The organism is Erwinia rhapontici, assembly GCF_020683125.1.
GTDB lineage: Bacteria > Pseudomonadota > Gammaproteobacteria > Enterobacterales > Enterobacteriaceae > Erwinia > Erwinia rhapontici.
In genome coordinates, this window is sequence record NZ_CP085627.1 from 1223762 (window position 1) to 1244748 (window position 20987).

At 55.8% G+C, this 20987-nt stretch carries 21 protein-coding genes; 17 read left to right on the plus strand and 4 right to left on the minus strand.

Annotated features, from left to right (window positions below; all coding sequences use genetic code 11):
• Window positions 1-91 precede the first annotated feature (91 nt).
• The 3 genes from LJN55_RS05780 (at window position 92) to LJN55_RS05785 (ending at window position 1985) form a co-directional block, all read left to right on the plus strand.
• Window positions 92-1033 (plus strand): LysR family transcriptional regulator, encoded by a 942-nt coding sequence (locus LJN55_RS05780; protein WP_167864109.1) that lies wholly within the window; start codon window positions 92-94, stop codon window positions 1031-1033.
• The gene (ymcF, locus tag LJN55_RS24110; RefSeq protein WP_456075896.1) at window positions 981-1253 is read left to right on the plus strand and encodes a cold shock small protein YmcF; all 273 of its coding nucleotides are present in this window, start codon (window positions 981-983) and stop codon (window positions 1251-1253) included. Before LJN55_RS05780 ends, ymcF begins: the two co-directional genes overlap by 53 nt.
• Window positions 1254-1337: 84 nt before the next feature.
• Window positions 1338-1985: an SMI1/KNR4 family protein gene (locus tag LJN55_RS05785; RefSeq protein WP_212813857.1), complete on the plus strand. Its 648-nt coding sequence runs from the start codon at window positions 1338-1340 to the stop codon at window positions 1983-1985.
• A 2-nt stretch (window positions 1986-1987) separates the two neighbouring features.
• On the opposite strand, the gene LJN55_RS05790 is transcribed toward LJN55_RS05785, so the two are convergent.
• Complete coding sequence (locus LJN55_RS05790) at window positions 1988-2086, minus strand: YoaK family small membrane protein (RefSeq protein ID WP_227535840.1); 99 nt, start codon at window positions 2084-2086, stop codon at window positions 1988-1990.
• A 168-nt stretch (window positions 2087-2254) separates the two neighbouring features.
• Between LJN55_RS05790 and LJN55_RS05795 the strand changes: the two genes are divergently transcribed.
• From LJN55_RS05795 to LJN55_RS05860, 14 genes are all read left to right on the plus strand, one after another.
• Complete coding sequence (locus tag LJN55_RS05795) at window positions 2255-3268, plus strand: LacI family DNA-binding transcriptional regulator (RefSeq protein WP_133845675.1); 1014 nt, start codon at window positions 2255-2257, stop codon at window positions 3266-3268.
• Window positions 3269-3623: 355 nt separating this feature from the next.
• Window positions 3624-4349, plus strand: coding sequence for a gluconate 2-dehydrogenase subunit 3 family protein (locus LJN55_RS05800; RefSeq protein ID WP_167864110.1), 726 nt, complete (start codon window positions 3624-3626; stop codon window positions 4347-4349).
• 171 nt (window positions 4350-4520) lie between these two features.
• Complete coding sequence (locus LJN55_RS05805; RefSeq protein ID WP_171148761.1) at window positions 4521-6290, plus strand: GMC family oxidoreductase; 1770 nt, start codon at window positions 4521-4523, stop codon at window positions 6288-6290.
• Between the two features lie 4 nt (window positions 6291-6294).
• Entirely contained in the window at window positions 6295-7554 is a 1260-nt protein-coding gene (locus tag LJN55_RS05810; RefSeq protein ID WP_171148760.1) for a c-type cytochrome, read from the plus strand.
• Window positions 7555-7767: 213 nt separating this feature from the next.
• Window positions 7768-8832: a hypothetical protein gene (locus LJN55_RS05815; protein ID WP_159337467.1), complete on the plus strand. Its 1065-nt coding sequence runs from the start codon at window positions 7768-7770 to the stop codon at window positions 8830-8832.
• A gap of 23 nt (window positions 8833-8855) precedes the next feature.
• Window positions 8856-9287 (plus strand): OsmC family protein, encoded by a 432-nt coding sequence (locus tag LJN55_RS05820; protein WP_159337466.1) that lies wholly within the window; start codon window positions 8856-8858, stop codon window positions 9285-9287.
• 168 nt (window positions 9288-9455) lie between these two features.
• Window positions 9456-9908, plus strand: a complete 453-nt coding sequence (locus LJN55_RS05825) for an RcnB family protein (RefSeq protein WP_133845669.1) — start codon at window positions 9456-9458, stop codon at window positions 9906-9908.
• 244 nt (window positions 9909-10152) lie between these two features.
• The gene (locus LJN55_RS05830; protein ID WP_227535841.1) at window positions 10153-10521 is read left to right on the plus strand and encodes a hypothetical protein; all 369 of its coding nucleotides are present in this window, start codon (window positions 10153-10155) and stop codon (window positions 10519-10521) included.
• 141 nt (window positions 10522-10662) lie between these two features.
• Complete coding sequence (locus LJN55_RS05835) at window positions 10663-11565, plus strand: homocysteine S-methyltransferase family protein (RefSeq protein WP_133845667.1); 903 nt, start codon at window positions 10663-10665, stop codon at window positions 11563-11565.
• 62 nt (window positions 11566-11627) lie between these two features.
• Complete coding sequence (locus LJN55_RS05840) at window positions 11628-13172, plus strand: ABC transporter substrate-binding protein (protein WP_227535842.1); 1545 nt, start codon at window positions 11628-11630, stop codon at window positions 13170-13172.
• A 6-nt stretch (window positions 13173-13178) separates the two neighbouring features.
• Window positions 13179-14168, plus strand: coding sequence for an ABC transporter permease (locus tag LJN55_RS05845; protein ID WP_133845665.1), 990 nt, complete (start codon window positions 13179-13181; stop codon window positions 14166-14168).
• A gap of 69 nt (window positions 14169-14237) precedes the next feature.
• On the plus strand, window positions 14238-15047 hold the full coding sequence (locus LJN55_RS05850; RefSeq protein WP_133845664.1) for an ABC transporter permease: 810 nt from the start codon (window positions 14238-14240) through the stop codon (window positions 15045-15047).
• 3 nt (window positions 15048-15050) lie between these two features.
• Window positions 15051-16643 carry an ABC transporter ATP-binding protein gene (locus LJN55_RS05855; protein WP_227535843.1) on the plus strand — a complete coding sequence of 531 codons (1593 nt, stop codon included), beginning with the start codon at window positions 15051-15053 and terminating at the stop codon, window positions 16641-16643.
• 117 nt (window positions 16644-16760) lie between these two features.
• Entirely contained in the window at window positions 16761-18416 is a 1656-nt protein-coding gene (locus LJN55_RS05860) for a methyl-accepting chemotaxis protein (protein WP_227535844.1), read from the plus strand.
• Window positions 18417-18751: 335 nt separating this feature from the next.
• Here the strand turns inward: LJN55_RS05860 and LJN55_RS05865 are convergent, their stop codons facing one another.
• The 3 genes from LJN55_RS05865 to LJN55_RS05875 form a co-directional block, all read right to left on the minus strand.
• Complete coding sequence (locus LJN55_RS05865; RefSeq protein ID WP_133845661.1) at window positions 18752-19171, minus strand: RcnB family protein; 420 nt, start codon at window positions 19169-19171, stop codon at window positions 18752-18754.
• Window positions 19172-19335: 164 nt separating this feature from the next.
• A complete protein-coding gene (locus LJN55_RS05870; protein WP_133845660.1) occupies window positions 19336-20478 on the minus strand; it encodes an iron-containing alcohol dehydrogenase in 1143 nt (380 codons plus the stop codon).
• 19 nt (window positions 20479-20497) lie between these two features.
• Window positions 20498-20878 (minus strand): hypothetical protein, encoded by a 381-nt coding sequence (locus tag LJN55_RS05875; RefSeq protein WP_133845659.1) that lies wholly within the window; start codon window positions 20876-20878, stop codon window positions 20498-20500.
• Window positions 20879-20987 lie beyond the last annotated feature (109 nt).

Genomic DNA, 20987 nt, shown 5'->3' on the forward strand with positions numbered 1-20987 from the left:
AAGACGGTGATATCCGTGTAAAAATAATTCACCTGAAAGGCCTTTCTTGTTGAATAATAATCAATGAAACCGGAACACGAGGGAATGTGCGATGAACTCCATTTTTAGTGAAGAGAATTTGCAGGTGTTTGTCACCGTGGTGCAGTGTGCCAGCTTCAGTAAGGCGGCGATTGAGCTGGGGGTCACCACTTCAGCGGTCAGCTACACCATTAAACGCATTGAAACCGGGCTGGGTGTTCCGCTGTTTGTGCGCCATCCCCGCCGGATTGAACTGACGGAGTCCGGCGACTACTTTTATCGTAAGGCGCTGACGCTACTTAACGATTTCGGTGCCATTCAATACGGTGTCGATGCTATCGCCCAGGGCGTAGAGGCCAGGGTGCGTATTTGCATCAACCATCTGTTGTATACCCCGCATCACACTGCCCGGCTGCTACAGCTGCTGAAAAAGCAGTTCCCCACCTGTCAGGTGACGGTCACTCAGGAAGTGTATAACGGCGTCTGGGATGCGTTTATCCATCACCAGGCAACGCTGGCGATGGGGGCACCGGATGTGCCGCTGGACAGGGATGGCATTGACTGTCTTGATATCGGCTATGTGCACTGGCAGTTTGCGATCGCGCCCCATCATCCGCTGGCCGCATTGCCTCAGCCCATCAGTGAAGGTCAGATGCGGCGCTATACCAATATTATGGTGGCCGACACGGCACAGATGCTGAACCAGCGTGTTGGCTGGCTGCTGCACGGGCAGGAGGCGGTTCTGGTGCCTGATTTCAACACCAAATGTCAGTGTCAGATTCTGGGGGAGGGCATTGGCTTTCTGCCGGACTATATTGTGCGCGACGCCGGGGAGAAGCTGGTAACGCGTGAGGTGATGAACCCCCGCCAGGATTCACGGCTGCTGTTGGCTATCCGCCAGCCCGCCAGCGGACAGGTCGCATTGTGGATAAAACAGCAGTTTGCCCCAGATGGCGTGCTGAGTGAGCTCTATCAGGATTTACTGCATCGCGAAGATAAAACAGACGGAATGTAAAAACTGTGTTAACGTCTTGCCCGTACCAATAAAAATTCCTCTTAAAATAAAAATATGTAGGTCTATTATCCAAAATATTAAATATCAGTGTCCGTCTTGTCACGGATGTCAGTACCGCTTCTCGCCTTTCAGTATCACCGCAAAAAATCCCCATGGTGCCAACTGTATTTTCTGTAAATCCCAGATGGTTTGTCTGCCTGCCACTGCGATACAGAACTAAACCCGTCGAGCGTTTTCCCCTGGCCTGTTGTTGATGTTAACCTTAGCGGCTTATCACTGTTAAATGTCGACATCTCAGGGCCGTATGATGACTACCTCAACCGCAAAACTTCTCTCTCTCTGTAGTGACAGCCTGGCTGCCGCCCCACAGGACATGCACTTCAGCGCCACGGTTAATCCCGCCCTGCTCGAAGAACTGCGTCAACTGCTGGCGATTAAAAACGGCTGCTATGGTTTTGTTTCTGCGCTGCATATCTTTCCCTGGCAGGCAACGGAGAGTGAACCCGGTCTGCAACAGTGGAACCAGCCTGACCTGTGGATTTCAGCGTTTCAGGATATGGCGCTGGATGCGCTGTTCTTTGCTGAAGATATCTTTGGCGTGCAGTTTTGTCTGCGGCAGGACGGGGTGTTCAGCTTTGAGCCGGAAACCGGCGAATTCACCTGGCTGGCGGCAAGTCTGGAGCACTGGAGTGCCCTGATTCTGGAAGAGTACTCAGTGTTAACGGGTTATCCGCTGGCGCTGGACTGGCAGGATCAGCACGGGGCATTACCGGCGGGTTATCGCCTGGTGCCGAAAACACCGTTTATTGTTGGCGGTGAGTTCGTGCCGGATAACCTCCAGGCGGTACGTAGTGAAGATGCCATGCGTACCCGCGCGCAGTTTGCCGTGCAGATCAGAGATCTTCCTGAAGGCACGCGCATTGCCGTCAGCCCGTCAGATCCGGAAAGCTGATCTCAGCTTCCCGGCATTGCCGCGCCGGAGGCGATAAACCACACCAGAAACGCCATCGCAGCAACAAAAATCAGGCCAGGGGCAATTGCTCTTTTATTCACGGCATAACACCTTTCACAATGGGATCGGGGGAAAGCCGGGAGCCAGGCTTTCGGGCGGCGCTGAGTGTAACATAATCAGCCCGCCCTCAGGCATGTTGTTCAGCCCTGTTTCACTGTGCGGTTTTGTGGCAAAATGATAGCGCAAACATTTTAGTTATCGGATGCCAGATGGAAAATCCTGACCCTGCCACGGTAAAAACCCCTACGCTTGAGGATGTTGCCCGTGTCGCGGGATTATCTCCGATGACCGTCAGCCGTGCCATTAACAAACCGCAGGTGGTACGGCCTGCCACCGTTGCCAGGGTGATGGAAGCGATTCAGATCACCGGCTATATCCCCAATATGCTGGCAGGGGGGCTGGCGTCCAAACGTAGCCGCCTGATTGCCGTAGTGATTCCGCAAATTAACAACAGTATGTTTGTCGATACCGTACAGGCGATCAGCGATCGTCTGGCCTTGCGTGGCTACCATATGCTGCTGTGTGTCACCGGATACTCTCCGGACAGCGAAGCGTCTATTGTTGCCACCATCCTTTCGCGCCGCCCCGACGGCATGATACTGACCGGCATTCATCACAGTCCTGAACTGCGCAAAACCATTCTCAATATTGGCCTGCCGGTGGTGGAAATCTGGGATCTCACGCCAACGCCGCTGGACATGCTGGTCGGGTTTTCTCATGAAAAAGTCGGCACCCAACTGGGTCACTACTGTCTGCAACAGGGCTACCTGAGCCTGGGTCTGGTGTGGGCCGGCGATCGTCGCGCCAGGCAGCGGCGTAAAGGGCTATCCGATGTGATGCAGGGGCTGCCAGGAAGCCGTATTCGCGGGGTCAATGCCCCGGTGCCAACGTCGCTCGGTGCCGGTCGACAGGGTTTGCATCAGTTACTTGCTCAGGGGGATAAGTTCGATGCGATTATCTGCAGTTCTGACACCTTAGCGCAGGGCGTGATCATGGAGGCTGAAGCACGTGGGCTGAGTGTACCGGATCAGCTTGCTGTTATCGGCTTTGGCGATTTAGCGTTCGCCGCGGCCAACCGGCCCGCGATCACGACAGTAGCTATCGACAGGGTAAAAATGGGTGAAGATGCCGCGATGCTGCTGGCTAATAAAATAGAAGGCGTCATGCCCGCAGAGGCGGTGGTCGATTTAGGGTTCACCATGGTGGTTCGTGACTCCGGTTAACGTCTGGCAGGCAGTGTTACGCTGGAATGAAACAATCATTATATGACTTTATTTTGTGTGGGTATTATTTCCCACTGTAATCAAATAAGCGCCGTTTTACGGCTTTTTTTTCTTTTACTATCCCTGAATTTCCGATAAATCCCCGGCTTTAATCCCTTCTCTTCATAATGGCATTGTTATGAAATGTTAGAAGAAACACTTCATCTTAAGTTTAAATATCACCACTTCAATTGTTACATTTTGACACTTTTGTATCGTTAACATTGCGGCAATGTAAACAGATAAAAACAGTTCTTTAACCTTAATGACACGTGCTCCATCGGTGTCTTTTTCTGAGTGTGTGAGAGTCGTCAAAATGCTCCTTCAAAAAGAAACTACCCGCCGTAAGTTTTTACTCGGGTCGCTGTTGGCATTGCCGTTAGGTGAGATGGTCTTTAAAGGCCTGACCGCCGCACAGGCAGCCGAGATGGCAGCGCCGGAACTGGCAGATTATCAGCCGATCTTCTTCAGCCAGGATGAGTGGCAGTTTATTCTTGCCGCCTGTGACTGTTTGATCCCTGCCGGAGGCAAAGGCAAAGCGCCGGGCGCGCTGGAAACCAATGTGCCGATCTTTATCGATCAACAGATGCATGGCGATCTCGGTGATGAGATCTATATGAAAGGGCCGTTTGATACCAAAGCGCCTGCCACCATGGGTTACCAGATCCCGTTCCGCCCGCAGCAGATCTATAAAACCGGTATCAAACTGGCTAACCAGTGGTGCCAGCAGACCTACCAGAAACCGTTCCATCAGTTGTCATCGCAGGATAAAGACAGCGTTCTGACCCAACTGCAAAAAAACGATATCCACTTCGCTGAGCTGGGCGAAGCCGACCTGAAAGCCTCTCAGTTCTTCAGCGGGCTGCTGTCCGATGCCAAACACGGCTATCTCTCCGATCCAATGTACGGCGGCAATAAAGGGATGAAAGCGTGGATTGCTATCGGCTTCCCGGGCGCCCGTGCCAGTTATCTGGAATGGGTGAAGCAGCACAACATTCCCTATCCACTTGGCCCGGTCAGCATCAAGGGCGAACGCGCCTGAGTTCACTGAGACTTTTTTCGTATTTTTGTAAATGACACCCAAAATATTTCGTGTTGCAGGAAGGCGGCAATTGAATGAATCCCTGGGAGCTTACTGAAGTAAGTGACCAGGGTGAATGAAGGCAGCCAACGCATCTGCGGCGCGAAAAATGAAGGGTTGAAAGGGTTGAATATGTCACAAATTAATAAAGAAGAAGTCGACGTTGTCGTTGTCGGCCTGGGATGGGCTGGCTCGCTGATGAGCATTGAGCTGGCGATGGCCGGACTGAAAGTGCGGGCGCTGGAGCGCGGAGCCGATCGCGGTTACGAAGAGTTTGCCTACCCCAAGCCAGCCGATGAATATGCCTACGCCGTGCGTAACAAAGTGATGGCCACGCCAGCAGAAGCGGCGGTGACGGTGCGTTACAACATGAGCCAGACCGCGCTGCCAACGCGCAAATGGGGCGCTTTTTGCCCGGGTAACGGCGTGGGCGGTTCGGGTTTGCACTGGACTGCGGTATTGATCCGTCCGACACCGACCGATCTTAAACTGAAAACCTATGCTGACCAGGCCTACGGACCGGGCGTGTTGCAGGACGATATGCGCATTATGGACTTCCCGTTCAGTTGGGAAGAGATCGAACCCTATTACGAGAAGTTTGAGATGATCTGCGGCCAGTCCGGTTTAACCGGCAACCTGCGCGGGCAGATCCTCGAAGGGGGCGATCCGTTCGAAGGCCCGCGTGCTAATCCGTTCCCGCTGCCGCCGCTGGATGACACGCTGAACAACACAATGTTTGTTAAGGCGGCGAAGAAGCTGGGGTATCACCCGTTCCCCAACCCGTCAGCCTGTGTTTCCCGTGCCTGGACAAACCCGTACGGTAACCAGATTGCGCCGTGTAATTACTGCGGCTATTGCAGTAAATACCCGTGTCTGAACTACTCTAAGGCCTCACCGCAGACGGCGGTGATGGATGCACTGAAGCGCATGGATAACTTCTCCTACGAAGTCCACGCCAACGTGATGAAAGTGGTGCTGCATGATGATAAGAAAACCGCGAAAGGCGTGATCTACATCGATAAAGACGGCAACGAATGCTTCCAGCCTGCAAAGATTGTGGTGCTGAGCAGCTTCCAGTTTTGCAATGTCCGCCTGATGCTGCTCTCCGGCATCGGCCAGCCTTATAACCCGCTGACGGAAGAGGGCGTGATTGGACGTAACTACGCTTTCCTCAGCAACGGCGGTGCCACGCTGTTCTTCAAAGATAAAAACTTCAATCCGTTCGCTACGGCGGGGGCCACAGGGCAGATGTTTAACGACATCTCACCGGGCAACTTTGATGGCCCGGGGTTGGGATTCATCGGCGGAGCCAAGATCCACAGTTCACAGGCCACCGGTACGCCGATCAGTACCGCACTGCCAAAAGGGACACCGGCCTGGGGCGCAGGCTGGAAAGAAGGGATGGAAGAGTGGTACGGCCACTCGATGAAGATCAGCATCACCACCACCTGCATGTCGTATCGCGATATCTACCTCGATCTCGACCCGAACTACACCGATGACTATGGCTATCCGCTGCTGCGTATGACGTTCGACTGGAAACAGAACGAGCTGAAATTACAGCAGCACCTGAAAGGCATCGTCAGCAACATTACTAAAGAGCTTAACCCGGACAGTTACAGCGAAAGCTTCCTGCCGATGGATGCCCACTTTGACCTGACCAAATACGTCTCCACCCATAACGTTGGTGGCGCGGTGATGGGCGATAACCCGAAAACCTCGGCGCTGAACAAGTACCTGCAGAGCTGGGATGTGCATAACGTCTTTGTGCCGGGCGGCAATGCTTTCCCGCAGAACTTCCAGGCGAATCCGACCGATACCATCGGGGCGATCACGCTGATGGCGGCGCAGGCGATCAAAGAGATTTACCTGAAAAACCCCGGCCCGATGGTGCAGGCATAAGGAGATGACGATGATCAATTTCAAACGTTTACTGCTTGCGAATGCCGTCCTGCTGGCAGGCACTTTTGCTTCGATGGCCCAGGCCGATGATAGTCTGGTGAAACAGGGCGAGTATATTTCCCGGCTTGGCGACTGCGGTGCCTGCCACACTATTCCGGGTAAACCGGCGTTCTCCGGTGGGCTGGCGATTGAGTCGAACCTCGGTACGATTTACTCCACCAATATTACCCCGGATAAAGCGCACGGCATCGGCAACTACAGTGAGCAGCAGTTCTCGGATGCCGTGCGTAAAGGCGTGTTGCCTGACGGGACGCGTCTCTATCCGGCGATGCCTTATCCGGCTTACGCAAAAATCACCGACGCGGATATGCATGCGCTGTACACGTACTTTATGCAGGGAGTGAAAGCGAGTGACGAGCAGCCGCCAGAAACCGATCTCAGCTTCCCGTTCAGCCAGCGCTGGGGCATGCGTTTCTGGAACTGGGCTTTTGCCAGCGATAAGCCCTTCCAGCCGATTGGCGGCGCAACAGCAGAAGTGAATCGCGGTGCGTATCTGGTCGAAAGCCTCGGCCACTGCGGCAGCTGCCATACGCCGCGTGGGTTGGCGATGAATGAGAAAGCGCTCGACAGCAGCGACAGTACATTCCTCTCCGGCGGTAGCCTGAACGGCTGGGAAGTGCCTTCTCTGCGCGGTCTGCCGCGCTGGAGCGAGCAGGAAACCGTCGAATATCTGGCGACCGGGCGTAACGATAAAGCAGCGGTAGGCGGTGAGATGACCTCGGTGATCGAGCACAGCACGTCGTGGATGACCGAAGCGGATCTGAAAGCCATCAGCGCCTATCTGAAGTTTATTGGCGGTAATCCGGCAGCACCCGCGGCGGCAAGTACGACAGTCAGTGCTACGGAAGCGAAACTGACTGCGGCGAAGAACCTCACCCCAGGTGAGCGTCTCTATCTGGATAACTGTGGTGCCTGCCACTTTGTCACCGGTAAGGGCGCACCACGTATCTTCCCTGAGCTGGATCAGGCGACTATCGTCAATGCTGGCGACCCGACCGGGCTGATCCACACCATCCTGGCCGGGGCACAGCAGCCCTCTACGGCAAAAGCCCCCTCCACGCTGGTAATGCCAGGCTTTGCCGGCCGCCTGAGCGATGATGAGGTGGCGCAACTGGCGACCTTTATTCGTCAGGGCTGGAGTAATAAGGCGGATGCGGTGAGCGCGGATCAAGTCAAAGAGGTCAGGGAGAGTCTGAAAAAATAGCGTGACGTAAGCGCTTCAACATCCCCTTTATTCTCTTGCCTGACAGGCCGACCTTCAGTGATGGTCGGCCTGTGATCGTGATCTGCCCCCTCGAACAAAATCCTTGCACCCCCTCCACGAACATTGCACGATAAAGCGAAATAACAATCATTATCACCAGTAACTTACCCTCACTTATCCCCTGATAACGGGCGGTCACGCACAGGAACGACAATGACAACGCTCAACAATAGCCTCATCCCCGACTGGCAGCGGGCAGGAGAAGCTGCCGCGGCGCAGTTGCCTGACAGCCAGCGGCGTGCGTCGCTGGCTGCTTTTCTCGCCGAAAGTGAAAGTCTGGCACCGCTACTGATGTTACAAACCCTGCAACGCCTGGGATTTTGTGATGCAGGAAGCTGGCACATTGCATCACGCAGCCAGCAGCTGCGGATTGCGGATTGCTACAGCGAACTGCTCCAACACTGGCATCAGGTGCTGGAAGAGGAGGGGATGCTGGAATGTGAGGATGAGCGCTGGTCGCTGGCAGACTGCGCTCCTGCTGAGATGCGGCTGGAACAGGGAATTGATGACGCCCGGCATCGCCTGCGTCAGTTGATGGCCTGGCTTGACGATGCTGAACCGCTGGCCGAGGCGTTGTTCAGCCAGCATGAATGCATCGATGACTGGCTGCGCACGCCTTCTCTGGCTTTGCAGCCAGCCAGCCTGACAGGCCTGCATCAGTTACATCACCATGCGGGGATTATTGATGATTACTTTACCGGGATCATCGCCAGCGTGCTGCCCTGCCTGCTGGATGCGTGCGATACACCCCGCTTATTGACGCTGGGTGCGTGCGCTGCCATTGACGATCTCGCTGGTGCAGTATGGATAGCGGCTGAACCCGGGCAGTCCCTCAACAGCCAATTGCCACAGGATGCCCGGCATGATGCCGTCCTTGCCAGCGATCTGCTGGTGCAGCCTGACGCCGCCCGTCGCCTGTCGGAACTGCATACCTGGCTGAAAGCGAATGCGACGTTAATTCTGGTGGAAAATACCGGTGAGCATCTGCTGCATCGTGTCACGCCTGCGGCCGTGCAGGCGCTGGCGTATGGGCAACCCGCTTTCCGCGGGGGGAGCGGTGCGGAAGCGCACTGTCATCAGGTGCTGCAACAGTCTGGATTTGAATTACTTCAGGTGTGGCCGCAGGCGGCGTCACCCATGGCATTCTGCGGACAGCGCCTGCTGGTGGCGCGCCGCTGTGCCGTCGTTCCCGGTGAAAGCGTCTATACTGGTAGCTGATGTTAAATAACCGGAGGATAACAATGACCATTCATAAGAAAGGACAGGCGCACTGGGAAGGCAATATCAAGCAGGGGAAAGGCACCGTCTCAACCGAAAGTGGGGCGTTAAGCCAACAGCCTTATGGTTTCAATACACGCTTTGAAGGTAAAGCGGGGACCAACCCCGAAGAGCTGATTGGGGCCGCACATGCTGCCTGTTTCTCCATGGCGCTATCGCTGATGCTGGGCGATGCGGGCCACACACCTGAAAGCATTGATACCACCGCTGATGTCTCCCTGGACAAAGTGGAGGGCGGTTTTGCCATCACCAAAGTGGCCCTGCAAAGTAAGGTGAAGCTTCCAGGTATTGAGAAAGCGGCTTTTGATACGATTATTCAGCAGGCAAAAGCGGGTTGCCCGGTGTCAAAACTACTCAGTGCTGAGATTACCCTCGACTATCAGCTGGAAAATTAAGTCTGAACCCGAGGTTCTCACCGCGTGAAGGTAAGGAATCTGTTAAGGCTGTGAAAAAAACACGCTAATTAGCCCCGTTTAGGAGTTCGTGAGATAGGGAAGTGTTGTGGTATCCCCGATATTGATGTTGCGGCAGTTCGCAGGTCGTGAGCAACTGAGGATATCAAGATGAAAAAAACAACACTGACTTTGATGATTAGTCTTTTCACAGCAAGCAGCCTTTTCTCCACCCTGTCCCATGCAGAGGGGCCGGGCAACGGCCCGGATCAACAGTGGCATCAGGATCGCGGGCGCGACAACCGCGGAGACGACCGTCGTGGTGGCGGCGATCATGATAACTATCGTGGCCATGACGATCGGGGTCATGGCGATCGTGGCCGGGGTGGCCCTGATGAGCGTGACCATTTTGCCTGGAACGGTCATGATTTCCGTCGTGGTCATCCTGCTCCCGAGCGCTTTCGCGGGGATGATTACCGCGTTGATGACTGGCACCATCGTGGCCTGTATGAACCGCCACGCGGCGAACACTGGGCCTATGTTGACGGTAATTACGTGCTGATTGCGGCGGCCACCGGGGTGATCACCTCGATCATTCTCGGCAACGTATTAGGCCATCGTTAATCTACCGCTGTCGGTGGCACCCGCCACCGACATTCACCTTCCCCCCTCTTATCCTGATTGCTTACTTTAAACCGTAAATTATTCATTTAATTCGTGTTTATATTTTTCTCGTTGCATGGCGTTACATTCCATTTTCCCGGCGCAGGCCGCAAAATATCCCCTCATCTGGCTTGTTATCGCTCCCTGACTTCACTTATTATTGGCCCTCTCAGTATGAAAAACATTCATATCAGGGAGAAAAAGAATGGATACTCGTGTAGGAAAACTGGAAGGACATGTCGGTAATTTACAGAAGGATGTTGGCTTGCTACAGCAAGATGTTGGTCTGTTAAAGCACGATGTCAGCCGACTTAAAGACGATGTGCACATCCTGAAAGAGGATGTCAGTGAACTGAAGAAGGATGTCGGCACACTGAAAATCGATGTGGCGGTGATCAAGTCCAACTATGCCACCAGGGAGGATATTATGCGGCTTGATAAAAAGATCGACCTTAAAATGGAAAGTCTGCGTACCGAACTGCATCAGTCACTGGCACTGCAAACTAAGTGGTTTGCCTCCTCGCAGCTTGGACTGCTTGCCCTGGGCCTTGGGCTGGCAAAACTGCTGTTTTAATTCTTCATTGCTCATCATTTATCTGCATACTTGCCTCTGTGTACTTAACACTCCTGAATTTAAGCTTATAGACGTCTGGACATGTAGCCATCAATTTATGTAGCATGCAGAGATTAGAAAATTCTGAATGGGAACAGGCCAATGACGCAGCATATAAAGATTCTGGACGGAGGAATGGGACGCGAACTGGCCCGGGTGGGTGCACCATTCCGTCAACCTGAATGGTCGGCACTGGCCCTGTATGAAGCCCCTGAGCGCGTGCGCGAAGTGCACGACAGCTATATTGCTGCCGGGGCAGGCACCATCACCACCAACAGCTATGCGGTTGTTCCTTTCCATATTGGTGACGAACGCTTTGCCGCTGATGCTCAGCGCCTGGCCACCCTGGCAGGGCAACTGGCCCGTCAGGCCGCCGATGCCGCAGTGCATCCGGTACAGGTTGCTGGCAGCTTACCTCCGGCCCTGGGATCCTACCGTCCCGATCTGTTTAACGCGCCACTTGCGCTGGAGATCCATCGCGTGCTGGTCAACGCCCAGGCACCTTATGTGGATATCTGGCTGGGTGAAACCATCAGTTCGATTGCCGAAGCCGAGGCTATTCACGAAGCGATATCCGGTCAGCCCCAGCCTTTATGGCTGTCATTCAGTCTGCACGACGATCCTGACCAGCCGCAGGCCGACAGTACATTGCGTTCAGGGGAAAGCGTCTCCGCCGCTGTCACCCGAGCGGTCGAGCTGGGGGCGGCCAACGTCCTGTTTAACTGTAGCCACCCGGAAGTGATGATCTCTGCTGTACAGCAGGCGGCGACGACCCTGAAACGCCTTGGCTCCCCGGCGGGTATTGGCGTTTATGCCAATGCGTTTGAGCACGGCAGCAACGGTGGCGGGGCGAACGAAGGTCTGAGTGGTTTACGTAAAGACACTCACCCGGAAGGCTATCTGCACTGGGCACAGGAGTGGGTGGGCGCGGGTGCTACGCTGGTGGGGGGCTGCTGCGGGATTGGCCCTGAACATATTCAGCGTCTGGCCTCTGCGCTGAAGTAAATACGCTATTCTTTACCGCTTCGGCGGAAAAAAATAATAAAAAACCAGGAAAAAACAACATCATGAATCGTCGCGACTTTATTAAAACTACCGGTGCGCTCTCCGTTGCGGCGGCCTGTTCCGGTCTGCCATTACAATCGCTGTGGGCGGCTGAAGCCGCACCGGCCACCCCCAAAAAAGGGGGGCATCTGATTGTCGGTATGGATAACGCTTCCAGCACTGACCGCATCGATCCGGCATTCTGGTTTGAATCCTATATGTATTTTGTCGGTTCACAGCTGTTTAACTGCCTGGCCGAAGTGGATGAGCAGGGCAAAATCACCCCCTCACTGGCGGAAAGCTGGGAAACCCACGATGGCAGCAAAACCTGGGTGCTGAATATCCGTAAAGGGGTTCAGTTCCACGATGGCCGCACGCTGACGGCGAAAGACGTGGTTTATTCACTGAATCATCACCGTGATGAGAAATCGAGCTCATCGGTCAAAGGCTATCTGGAGCCGGTCGTCTCGCTGGAGGCTACCTCACCTGACCAGGTGACCATCAAGCTGAAAGAACCCAATGTGGAGTTTATTGCGCTGCTGAGCGATGTCCATTTTGCCATCACCGCAGAAAACGAGAACTTTGATAAAGGCATCGGGACGGGCGCGTTCATCCTCGAAAGCTTTAAGCCTGGCGTGCGCACGCTGGTGAAGCGTAATCCAAACCACTGGAACCCGGCGCGCGGTCACGTTGACTCCGTTGAAACACTGGCAATGAATGACTCCACGGCACGAGTGGCGGCCCTTGCCAGCGGTTCTGCGCACATCATCAACCGTGTGAATCCGCGCATTGTTGATCGCCTGAAAAACATGCCGACTATTCAGCTGCTGCGCTCACGCGACAGCCAGATTTTCACTTTCCCGGGCCTGGCAACTGCAGCTCCCTTTAACACCCTGGATGGCCGCCTGGCGCTGAAATACGCCATCGACCGCGAACAGATCATTAAAACCGTGCTGGGTGGCTACGGTACTGTTGCGAACGATAACCCGATTTTCCCGTCCAGCCCGTACTTTGCTAAAGACATTCCGCAGCGTCCGTATGACCCGGAAAAGGCGAAATATCACTGGCAGAAAAGTGGCTTCAGCGGTCCGCTGGTGTTGTCGGTGGCTGAAGCTGGCTTCCCGGGTGCGGTCGATGCTGGCCAGCTGTATCAGAACTCGGCTGAACGTGCTGGCATTCCGCTGAAAGTGGAACGCGTGCCGGACGATGCCTTCTGGGATAACGTCTGGATGAAGAAACCTTTTGTTTCGTCCAACTGGTCGCTGCGTCCGACGGCCGATGCGCTGCTGTCGCTGGTGTTCACCAGCAATGCCCCGTGGAACGAGTCGCAATGGAAAGAGCCTGCGTTTGACCAGTTAGTCACTGCTGCACGTGGTGAGCAAGATGAGCAGAAGCGCCGTCAGATCTATCATGACATTCAGGTGATGCTGGTGGAGAAGGGCAGTGAAATTATCCCTCTGTACGCCGATGCGCTTGATGCATCCAGTACCAAAGTGAAGGGCTTTGTTGCTATCCCTGGTTTTACCATGAGCGGTAACCGTGCCGCTGAAAAAGTGTGGTTTGCATAACAGCGAATGAGTCATTTTAGTGAACGTCGGGGGAAGGGTCACTTTCCCCTGTTAAAACTGACGGCCCTGCGTTTGCTGGCCGGTGTGGTGATGCTGCTGGTGGTATCGATACTGATTTTTGCTGGCATCCAGTTGCTGCCGGGCAGTGCCGCCACGGCGATCCTCGGTCAAACGGCCACGCCACAGGCGGTGGCCGCACTCAATCAACAGCTGGGGCTGGATCAGCCTGCGCTGGGCCGCTATCTGGCCTGGTTGGGCGGCGTGCTGCACGGCGATTTTGGTCACAGCTTTACCAGCCGTGAAGCGATCGCCCCGGTGCTGCTTGATCGTCTGGCCAATACCCTGTCGCTGGCCTTTTTCACCGCCATTGTCGCGGTGCCGCTGGCACTGACGATTGGCTTTATCTCCGCGCGCTACCAGGGAAGCTGGATCGATCGGCTGCTGAATCTGTTTACTCGCGCTGCCGTTTCGCTGCCGGAATTTTTCTCCGGCTATCTGCTGATCCTGATCTTCTCTATCACCCTGTTCTGGTTGCCGAGTAACAGCAGTATTGCTGACGATATGCCGCTGGGCGATCGCCTGCTGGCCATTGCTTTGCCGTGTATGACGCTGATCTTCGCCATTCTCGGGCATATGAGCAACATGACGCGTGCCGCGCTGGTCAGTGCGCAGAATGCCGCGTATGTCGATACCGCCCTGATGAAAGGGTTATCGCCCTCCGCCATTCTGTTCCGTCATGTGTTACCGAACGCCTGGGGGCCCATCATTAACGTGATTGTGCTGAACCTGGCCTGGCTGATGGTCGGTGTGGTCATTGTTGAAAACGTCTTCGTTTACCCTGGTCTCGGCCAGTACATGGTGGACAGTATCAGTAAGCGTGATATCCCGGTTATCCAGGACTGTGCACTGCTGCTGGCGGGTATTTATATCCTGCTGAATCTGCTGGCCGATGTTGTCGCCCTGCTGGCAAACCCGCGCCTGCGCCACAGTCGCTAACGAATAGTCATGCTATACCCCTGACGGTACTGATTGAGGCTGGCAGGGTTTTACAAGGAACTGATGTGGATGTTTAGGCTGAAACTTGCTGTGTTGCCCGGTGCCATCGGGCTGGTGTTGTTTGTACTGGTGGCACTTCTGGCTCCGTGGCTGGCACCGTATGCGCCCGGCGACGTGGTGGGCAGCGCCTGGAGTGGCGTGACGCCGGAAAACTGGCTGGGCACCGATAACCTCGGGCGCGATCTTCTCTCTCGTCTGATCTGGGGTACCCGTACTTCACTGAGCGTCAGCGCGGTGGCTACGCTGCTGGCCTTTGCCATCGGCACCTTCCTCGGTTTTATTGCGGGCTATTACCGTGGCTGGGTCGATCAGGTGATCTCGCGCGTTAATGATATTTTGATGGCGATCCCAACGCTGATTTTAGCCCTGGTTGTGCTGGCGATGCTGCCAAAAACCATTCCGGTGATTGTGGCGGTGCTGGGCATCCTTGAGTCTACCCGTGTGCTGCGCGTATCACGTTCGCTGGCGCTGGATATCGCGGCACAGGAATTTATTGAAGTCGCCCGTTTGCGCGGCGAACGGCTGGGCTGGGTATTGTGGCGTGAGATCCTGCCAAATGCCTTTACCACGCTGATTGCGGAATTTGCCCTGCGCTTTATCTTCATTCTTTTATTCCTGTCGGCACTCTCTTTCCTGGGCTTAGGGATCCAGCCGCCAACCGCCGACTGGGGTGGCCTGGCGCGTGATAATAAAGATGGCATCCTGTTTGGCGTCTGGGCGGCACTGATCCCCGGCGCGGCAATTGCCCTGCTGGCACTGGCATTAAACAGTGTTGCTGACTGGCTGTTAAGCCAGCATAGCCGTAGCTGGCAGGAGTAGAAGATGAGTGAACAACCGCTATTAAGCGTGAATAAACTGCGGGTGACCGCGGGAGATGCCGTCCTGGTTGACGATATCTCCTTTACCCTGCGCAAAGGGGAAGTCCTGGGGTTAATCGGCGAATCAGGTGCCGGGAAATCGACCATCGGCCAGGCCGTTTTGGGGCATTTTCGCCACGGAATGACCCTGAGCGGTGGGCGAATCCAGTTTGCCGGGCAGGAACTGACTGCGCTATCGGAACGCCAGTGGCGCAAAGTCCGCGGGGTGAAAATTGCCTACGTGGCGCAGTCGGCCAGCGCCGCCTTCAACCCGGCGAAGAAAATCGGTGAGCAGGTGATTGAAAGCACGCTTCGTCACCGGGTGATGAACCGACAGGCCGCCATTCGCCGCGCGATTGAGATCTTCGCCCAGCTACAACTGCCGCAGCCGGAGGTGTTTTTCCACCGTTACCCGCATCAGGTGTCCGGTGGGCAGCTTCAGCGGGCGATGATTGCGATGGCGATCTGCGCCGGGCCGGAACTGATTGTGTTTGATGAGCCGACCACGGCGCTGGACGTGACCACTCAGCTGGAAGTGCTCAAGGCGATTCAGCAGGTTATTCGTCAGACCGGCGTGGCGGCATTGTATATCAGCCACGATCTGGCGGTGGTGGCCCAGCTCAGCCAGCGCATTATGGTCCTGCGCCACGGCCGTGAAGTGGAAAGCGGTGAGACGGTCTCGCTGCTGACGCAGCCCGCTCAGGACTACACCCGCGACCTGTTGCACAGTCACGGTGAACCGCATCAGCCGCGCAGCGCGACATTGCCGCTGTTGAGCCTGCGCGATATCAGCATTGGCTATCATGGCGACCCGGTACTGCACGCGGTCTCGCTCACGGTCGGACGGGGACGCACGCTGGCGCTGATCGGCGAATCCGGTGCCGGTAAATCAACCCTCGGCCGGGCGGTATGTGGCCTGGTGGCACCGTCAGAAGGGGACATCACCTTTAACGGTCAGCGGCTGCCCCCACAGCTACGCCACCGTTCTCGCCAGCAGATGCAAACCATCCAGATGATTCATCAACATCCCGATACGGCGCTTAATCCCCGTCTGACGATTGGTCTGCAAATTGAACGTGCCATGGTCTGTCTGACGTCGCTGACGGCACAGCAGCGCCAGGCGCGGGTGGGGGAGCTGCTGGAGAAAGTCGGCCTGTCGCCACTGCTGGCCGCGCGCTACCCCCATTCGCTGTCCGGCGGGCAGAAGCAGCGTGTTTGCATCGCACGGGCGCTGGCGGTAGAGCCGGAGCTGATTGTCTGTGACGAACCCACCTCGGCGCTCGATCCGCTGGTGGGACGTGAGGTACTGGCGCTGTTGAAAAAACTGCAACAGGAAACCGGCGTTTCACTGCTGTTTATCACCCACGACCTGCATGTGGTCAGAGCCGTAGCCGATGAAGTCATGGTGTTACGTTATGGCAGCGTGGTGCGCCAGGGACGTCTGGAGCAGGTATTCACCGCACCGCTGGATGATTATACCGCGCAGTTGCTGCGGGCAGTGCCGGAAATGCGCCCCGGCTGGCTGGAGGAAGCCAGCGTGGCTGTAACCCAAATGTAAAAATAAAACGTAAACCAACGGTAAATGAATAAAGTTACGCCGCTGGTTTACCGATAACCCTGTGCTGATGGACGACAAAGATCGTCCAATTTATCTGTAAACACACCGGGGATTTCCATGACCATAACGAAACGGCTGTTCTTGATTTTCACCTTACTGGCGCTGTCATTAATCGCGCTGTCGGCGTATTCCCTCTCAGCGTTAAGCGGTTTCCAGTCCCGTTTTGAATTTGTGCAGGTTAACGCCATTCCCAGTATTAAAGACCTCGACAAAACAATCGGTGCTGCCAGCGAACTGCGTCTGGCGTTGTATGAACATCAGAGTGAAAATAACGACAGCAAGCAGCCCGCCGTTGAAACGAAAATAGAACAGATTGTTGGCCAGCTAAAAACGCTGACCGATTACTACATGGCCAATGACATTTCTAACGATACCGACCGCAGCATGACTCAGGATGCACTGAATACCATTACGGCAATTCAGGCCGCGCTTCCTGAGTTTATTACTGCTTCCCGTGCCCATGATGATGCGCGCGCATTGCCGCTGTTACAGGGTGAAAACGGCGTGGGTGCAGCGGTTCGTAAGCTGGCAAACGGTTTACAGGCGCAGATTCAGCTCAACATCGATGCCAGTAATGAGCTGCGTCGTGAGAACACGGAGATCTACGGTAAGGTCTTCTGGGGCATGCTGATTTTTGCCACGGCGGCGATTGTTGTGTTGGGCCTGCTGGCGGTGAAAACCATCTTCAGCGTGCGTAACAGCCTGAACGGGATGCAGAACCTGATGGTGTCGGTCAGCGAGACGCTGGATCTCAGCCAGCAGGCAGATGCCTCGCGTAATGATGAGATCGGTAAAACCGCTGCGGCCTTTAACAGCCTGATGGCGCGTGTTTCTGGCGTGCTTGGCTCTGTGACCTCTTCCGCTCAGTCTGTCAGTTCCGCATCCACCCAGATTGCGGCCGGCAACGAAGATCTTTCTGCGCGTACCGAAGAACAGGCTGCCTCACTGGAGCAAACCTCCGCCAGCATCAGCACCCTGAACGATACGGTCAAACAGAGCGCCGAAAATGCCCGTCAGGCCAGCTCGCTTGCCAGCACCGCTAACGATCTGTCAGTCCACAGTGGGAATGCCGTTACTGCGATGGTCGGCACGATGGATAAAATCAAAATCAGCTCCAGTAAAATTTCTGACATTACCGGATTGATTGAAGGCATTGCTTTCCAGACCAACATCCTGGCGCTGAATGCGGCGGTAGAAGCGGCACGTGCGGGTGAGCAGGGGCGTGGTTTTGCCGTGGTCGCGAGCGAAGTACGTAATCTGGCACAGCGTTCATCGACCGCTGCCCGCGAGATTAAAGATCTGATTGTCACCTCCGCGCAGCTGGTGGAGAGTGGCGCAGTGCAGGCGGCCGACGTCGGTGAGAACATGGCTAAGGTGCAGGGGGCAATTCGTCAGGTGGCGGATATTGTCGGTGAAATGGCTGCGGCGACCTCTGAGCAGAGTCAGGGCATCGAACAGGTGCATCTGGCGATTGGTCAGATGGATAGCGTGACCCAGCAGAACGCCGCGCTGGTTGAAGAAGCGTCGGCGGCATCGCAGTCGTTGCAGGAGCAGGCATCGACCCTGAGCCAGCTGGTATCGGCATTCAGGTTGCAGGCCGATCGCCGTGTTCCGGTCGAAACCCATCAGAAGAAAGTACCGGCCATTGCACCCGCCGCGCGTTTAGCGAAACCTGCGGCGGCAGCTGTGGATGATAACTGGAGTTCTTTCTAAGCGTTGATGGAAAGGGTCGGGCATGCCCGACCCCTACCGGGAGCCGGTATTTGCAGGTGCGGGGATACTCGTCCCCTGGCGGGAGGCGGTATTTGCAGGGGCGAGGATACCCGTCCCCTGGCGGGAGGGGGTATTTGTAGGATCGGGGATACCCGACCCCTGGCGGGAGGGGGTATTTGTAGGATCGGGGATACCCGACCCCTGGCGGGAGGCGGTATTTGTAGGATCGGGGATACCCGCCCCCTGGCGGGAGGCGGTATTTGTAGGATCGGGGATACCCGACCCCTGGCGGGAGGGGGTATTTGTAGGGGCGAGGCACGCCTCGCCCGCTGTTATTACTGGTGTGCAATCACCGAGGCAATTACGCCCGTCGCCACCGCAATCAAGACATAATTGCCGTCAACGTTCATCCAGCGATGACCGGATGGCGGCGATTTCAATCCGCGTTTTTTCCAGTCACTGACCTGATACCCTTTCCCCCGATACTGCTGCGGCAGGGCGTGGCCCCGGCGGAAGTCAGGCTTCTGCTGATGCTCTGCCTGCTGGTGACTACGCTGTTGATGCTGCGATGTATGCTGGGGCCGTGCGTCATGACCTTGTTGCGGGCTTTTCTGCTGTTGTTGATGCTGTGGCTGCTGTGGATGTTTGACCGGCTGCTGCTGGTCTGGGCCATTACCGGGACCCTGAGCAAAGGCACTCAGACTGCTGCTGGCACAAATCATGACCGAGAGGGCAATCGTGGCGATCTTTTTCATCTTATTATTCCTTGCGATTGAATCAATGTTCAGACAGAAGGAATGTGGCGTCTGGCGGGCGGTTGAACAAGGGTAAAAGTCTGAAGTCGCCGGGTTTAACGAAATCTTTAAACTTCCTTAACGCAATGCCGGGCACCTCTCCACAGTGTGCCCGGCATCCGTGCTTAATCTGCGCCCGGGTAGGCCTGCTCCAGCAGCCAGCGCTGTTGTTCCACGCTGTAGGTCACCAGGCTGTTTTTGCTGTTAGAACGGGCCAGAACCCAGTCGATCTCTTGTTTGTTCAGGGCGGGAGGAGATTGCCAGAACGGGTGAATAGCGTTATCGGTCAGCCAACTGGCCAGCCGTCTTGCCGTTGCCCCTTCTCCCAGCGGGAACAGGGCCGCACCCAGCTGCTGCATCAGGGCGATCTGCTGCGGATGTTCGCTCTCATTCAGCAGATGCAGGAACGGCAGCAGCAGGCGACCGCACACTTCCCCATGATGGAAATCCCTGATAGCACCCAGCTCTCCGGCGATACCGTGGATCACGCCCAGCCCGGCCATGCTCAGGCTCTGCCCGCCGAGCCATGACGCCATCATCATCTGTTCACGCGCCTCATTACCAGCTTCATCCTCCTGATTAAGCGCCGCCCAGCCGCGCATAAAGGCCCGCATCCCACTGATGGCGGTCTGTTGGGTAAAGGCATTGCCGTTCTGGGAGAGATAAGCTTCAAACAGGTGCGTAAAGGCATCGATACCGCAGCAGGCCAGCACATGATCTGACGCACCGCGCAGCAGGTCTGGGTCGAGGATCGCTATTTGCGGCACAAAGTTAGCGTGGCGTAATGACGCTTTGACGTTGAGCTTATTTTTGTCGGTGATCACGGCATTTTGCGTCACTTCGCTGCCCGTTCCCGCCGTAGTGGGGATCGCAATCAGCGGAAGTGTGGCACCACTCACGGCGGTATCGCCGACTTTTTCCAGATAGCGCAGGGTATTAAGCGGATGCTGGCTGAGTGCGGCAACCGCTTTGGCAGCATCCAGCACGCTGCCGCCGCCAATAGCGACCACGCGTTTAGCCTTATCACGCCAGCGTGCCACCCAGGCATCGATCTCATCAGGGGAAGCTTCATGACTGACGATTTCCACGCCGCACAGCAGGGGCTCCAGCTGGGGTTGAAGCTGTTGCCAGGCGCTGCCGTTAAGAAACGAACGGCCACAGAACAGCAGCGTGGGCAATAGCGGATCATTCAGCAGCGGGACCAGTTGTTGCAAGCTACCGCGGCCAAAAAAAGTGTGTCGGTTAGTAATCAATTGACGCGTGGACATCGGCAGAAGCTCTCGCAGGTTAAGGGCAGGTAAAGGTGATCGCCTGGTCTTTCGGGGCGTTAATAATCGCGAAACGATGATCGGAAATACGCTGTGCCAGCCAGCCATCCGGCGTGGTGGCTGAGGGAATATAGAGCTGGCGATCGTTGGACTGCAGTGGCCCGCTGTCGAGCCTGAGGTCTGGCAATTCAACGGAGAATGAGCTGAAGCGGTCAATGATCATCGCCTGGGTGGCCCCCTGCGGTTGCCCGGTCAAGGTTTGTATCTCCCCGGGACACGACTGACCTTTATAGTCTGAGGAGCACGCAGCAAGCAGAAAGACCAGCGAAGGCAACAGTATACGGATGGCACGCTGCGGTGAAGGGAGAGAGGGCAACAGCCAGTGTCCTGAATTCGGCATAGTACATCCTGTTAGTGGCGGTTCCACATTGGGTGTGATGCGACTGATTATAGCCCGGCCCGATAATAACGTCATTGTGCAGCCATGCTTCTCTGGATAGTTAGTGTTC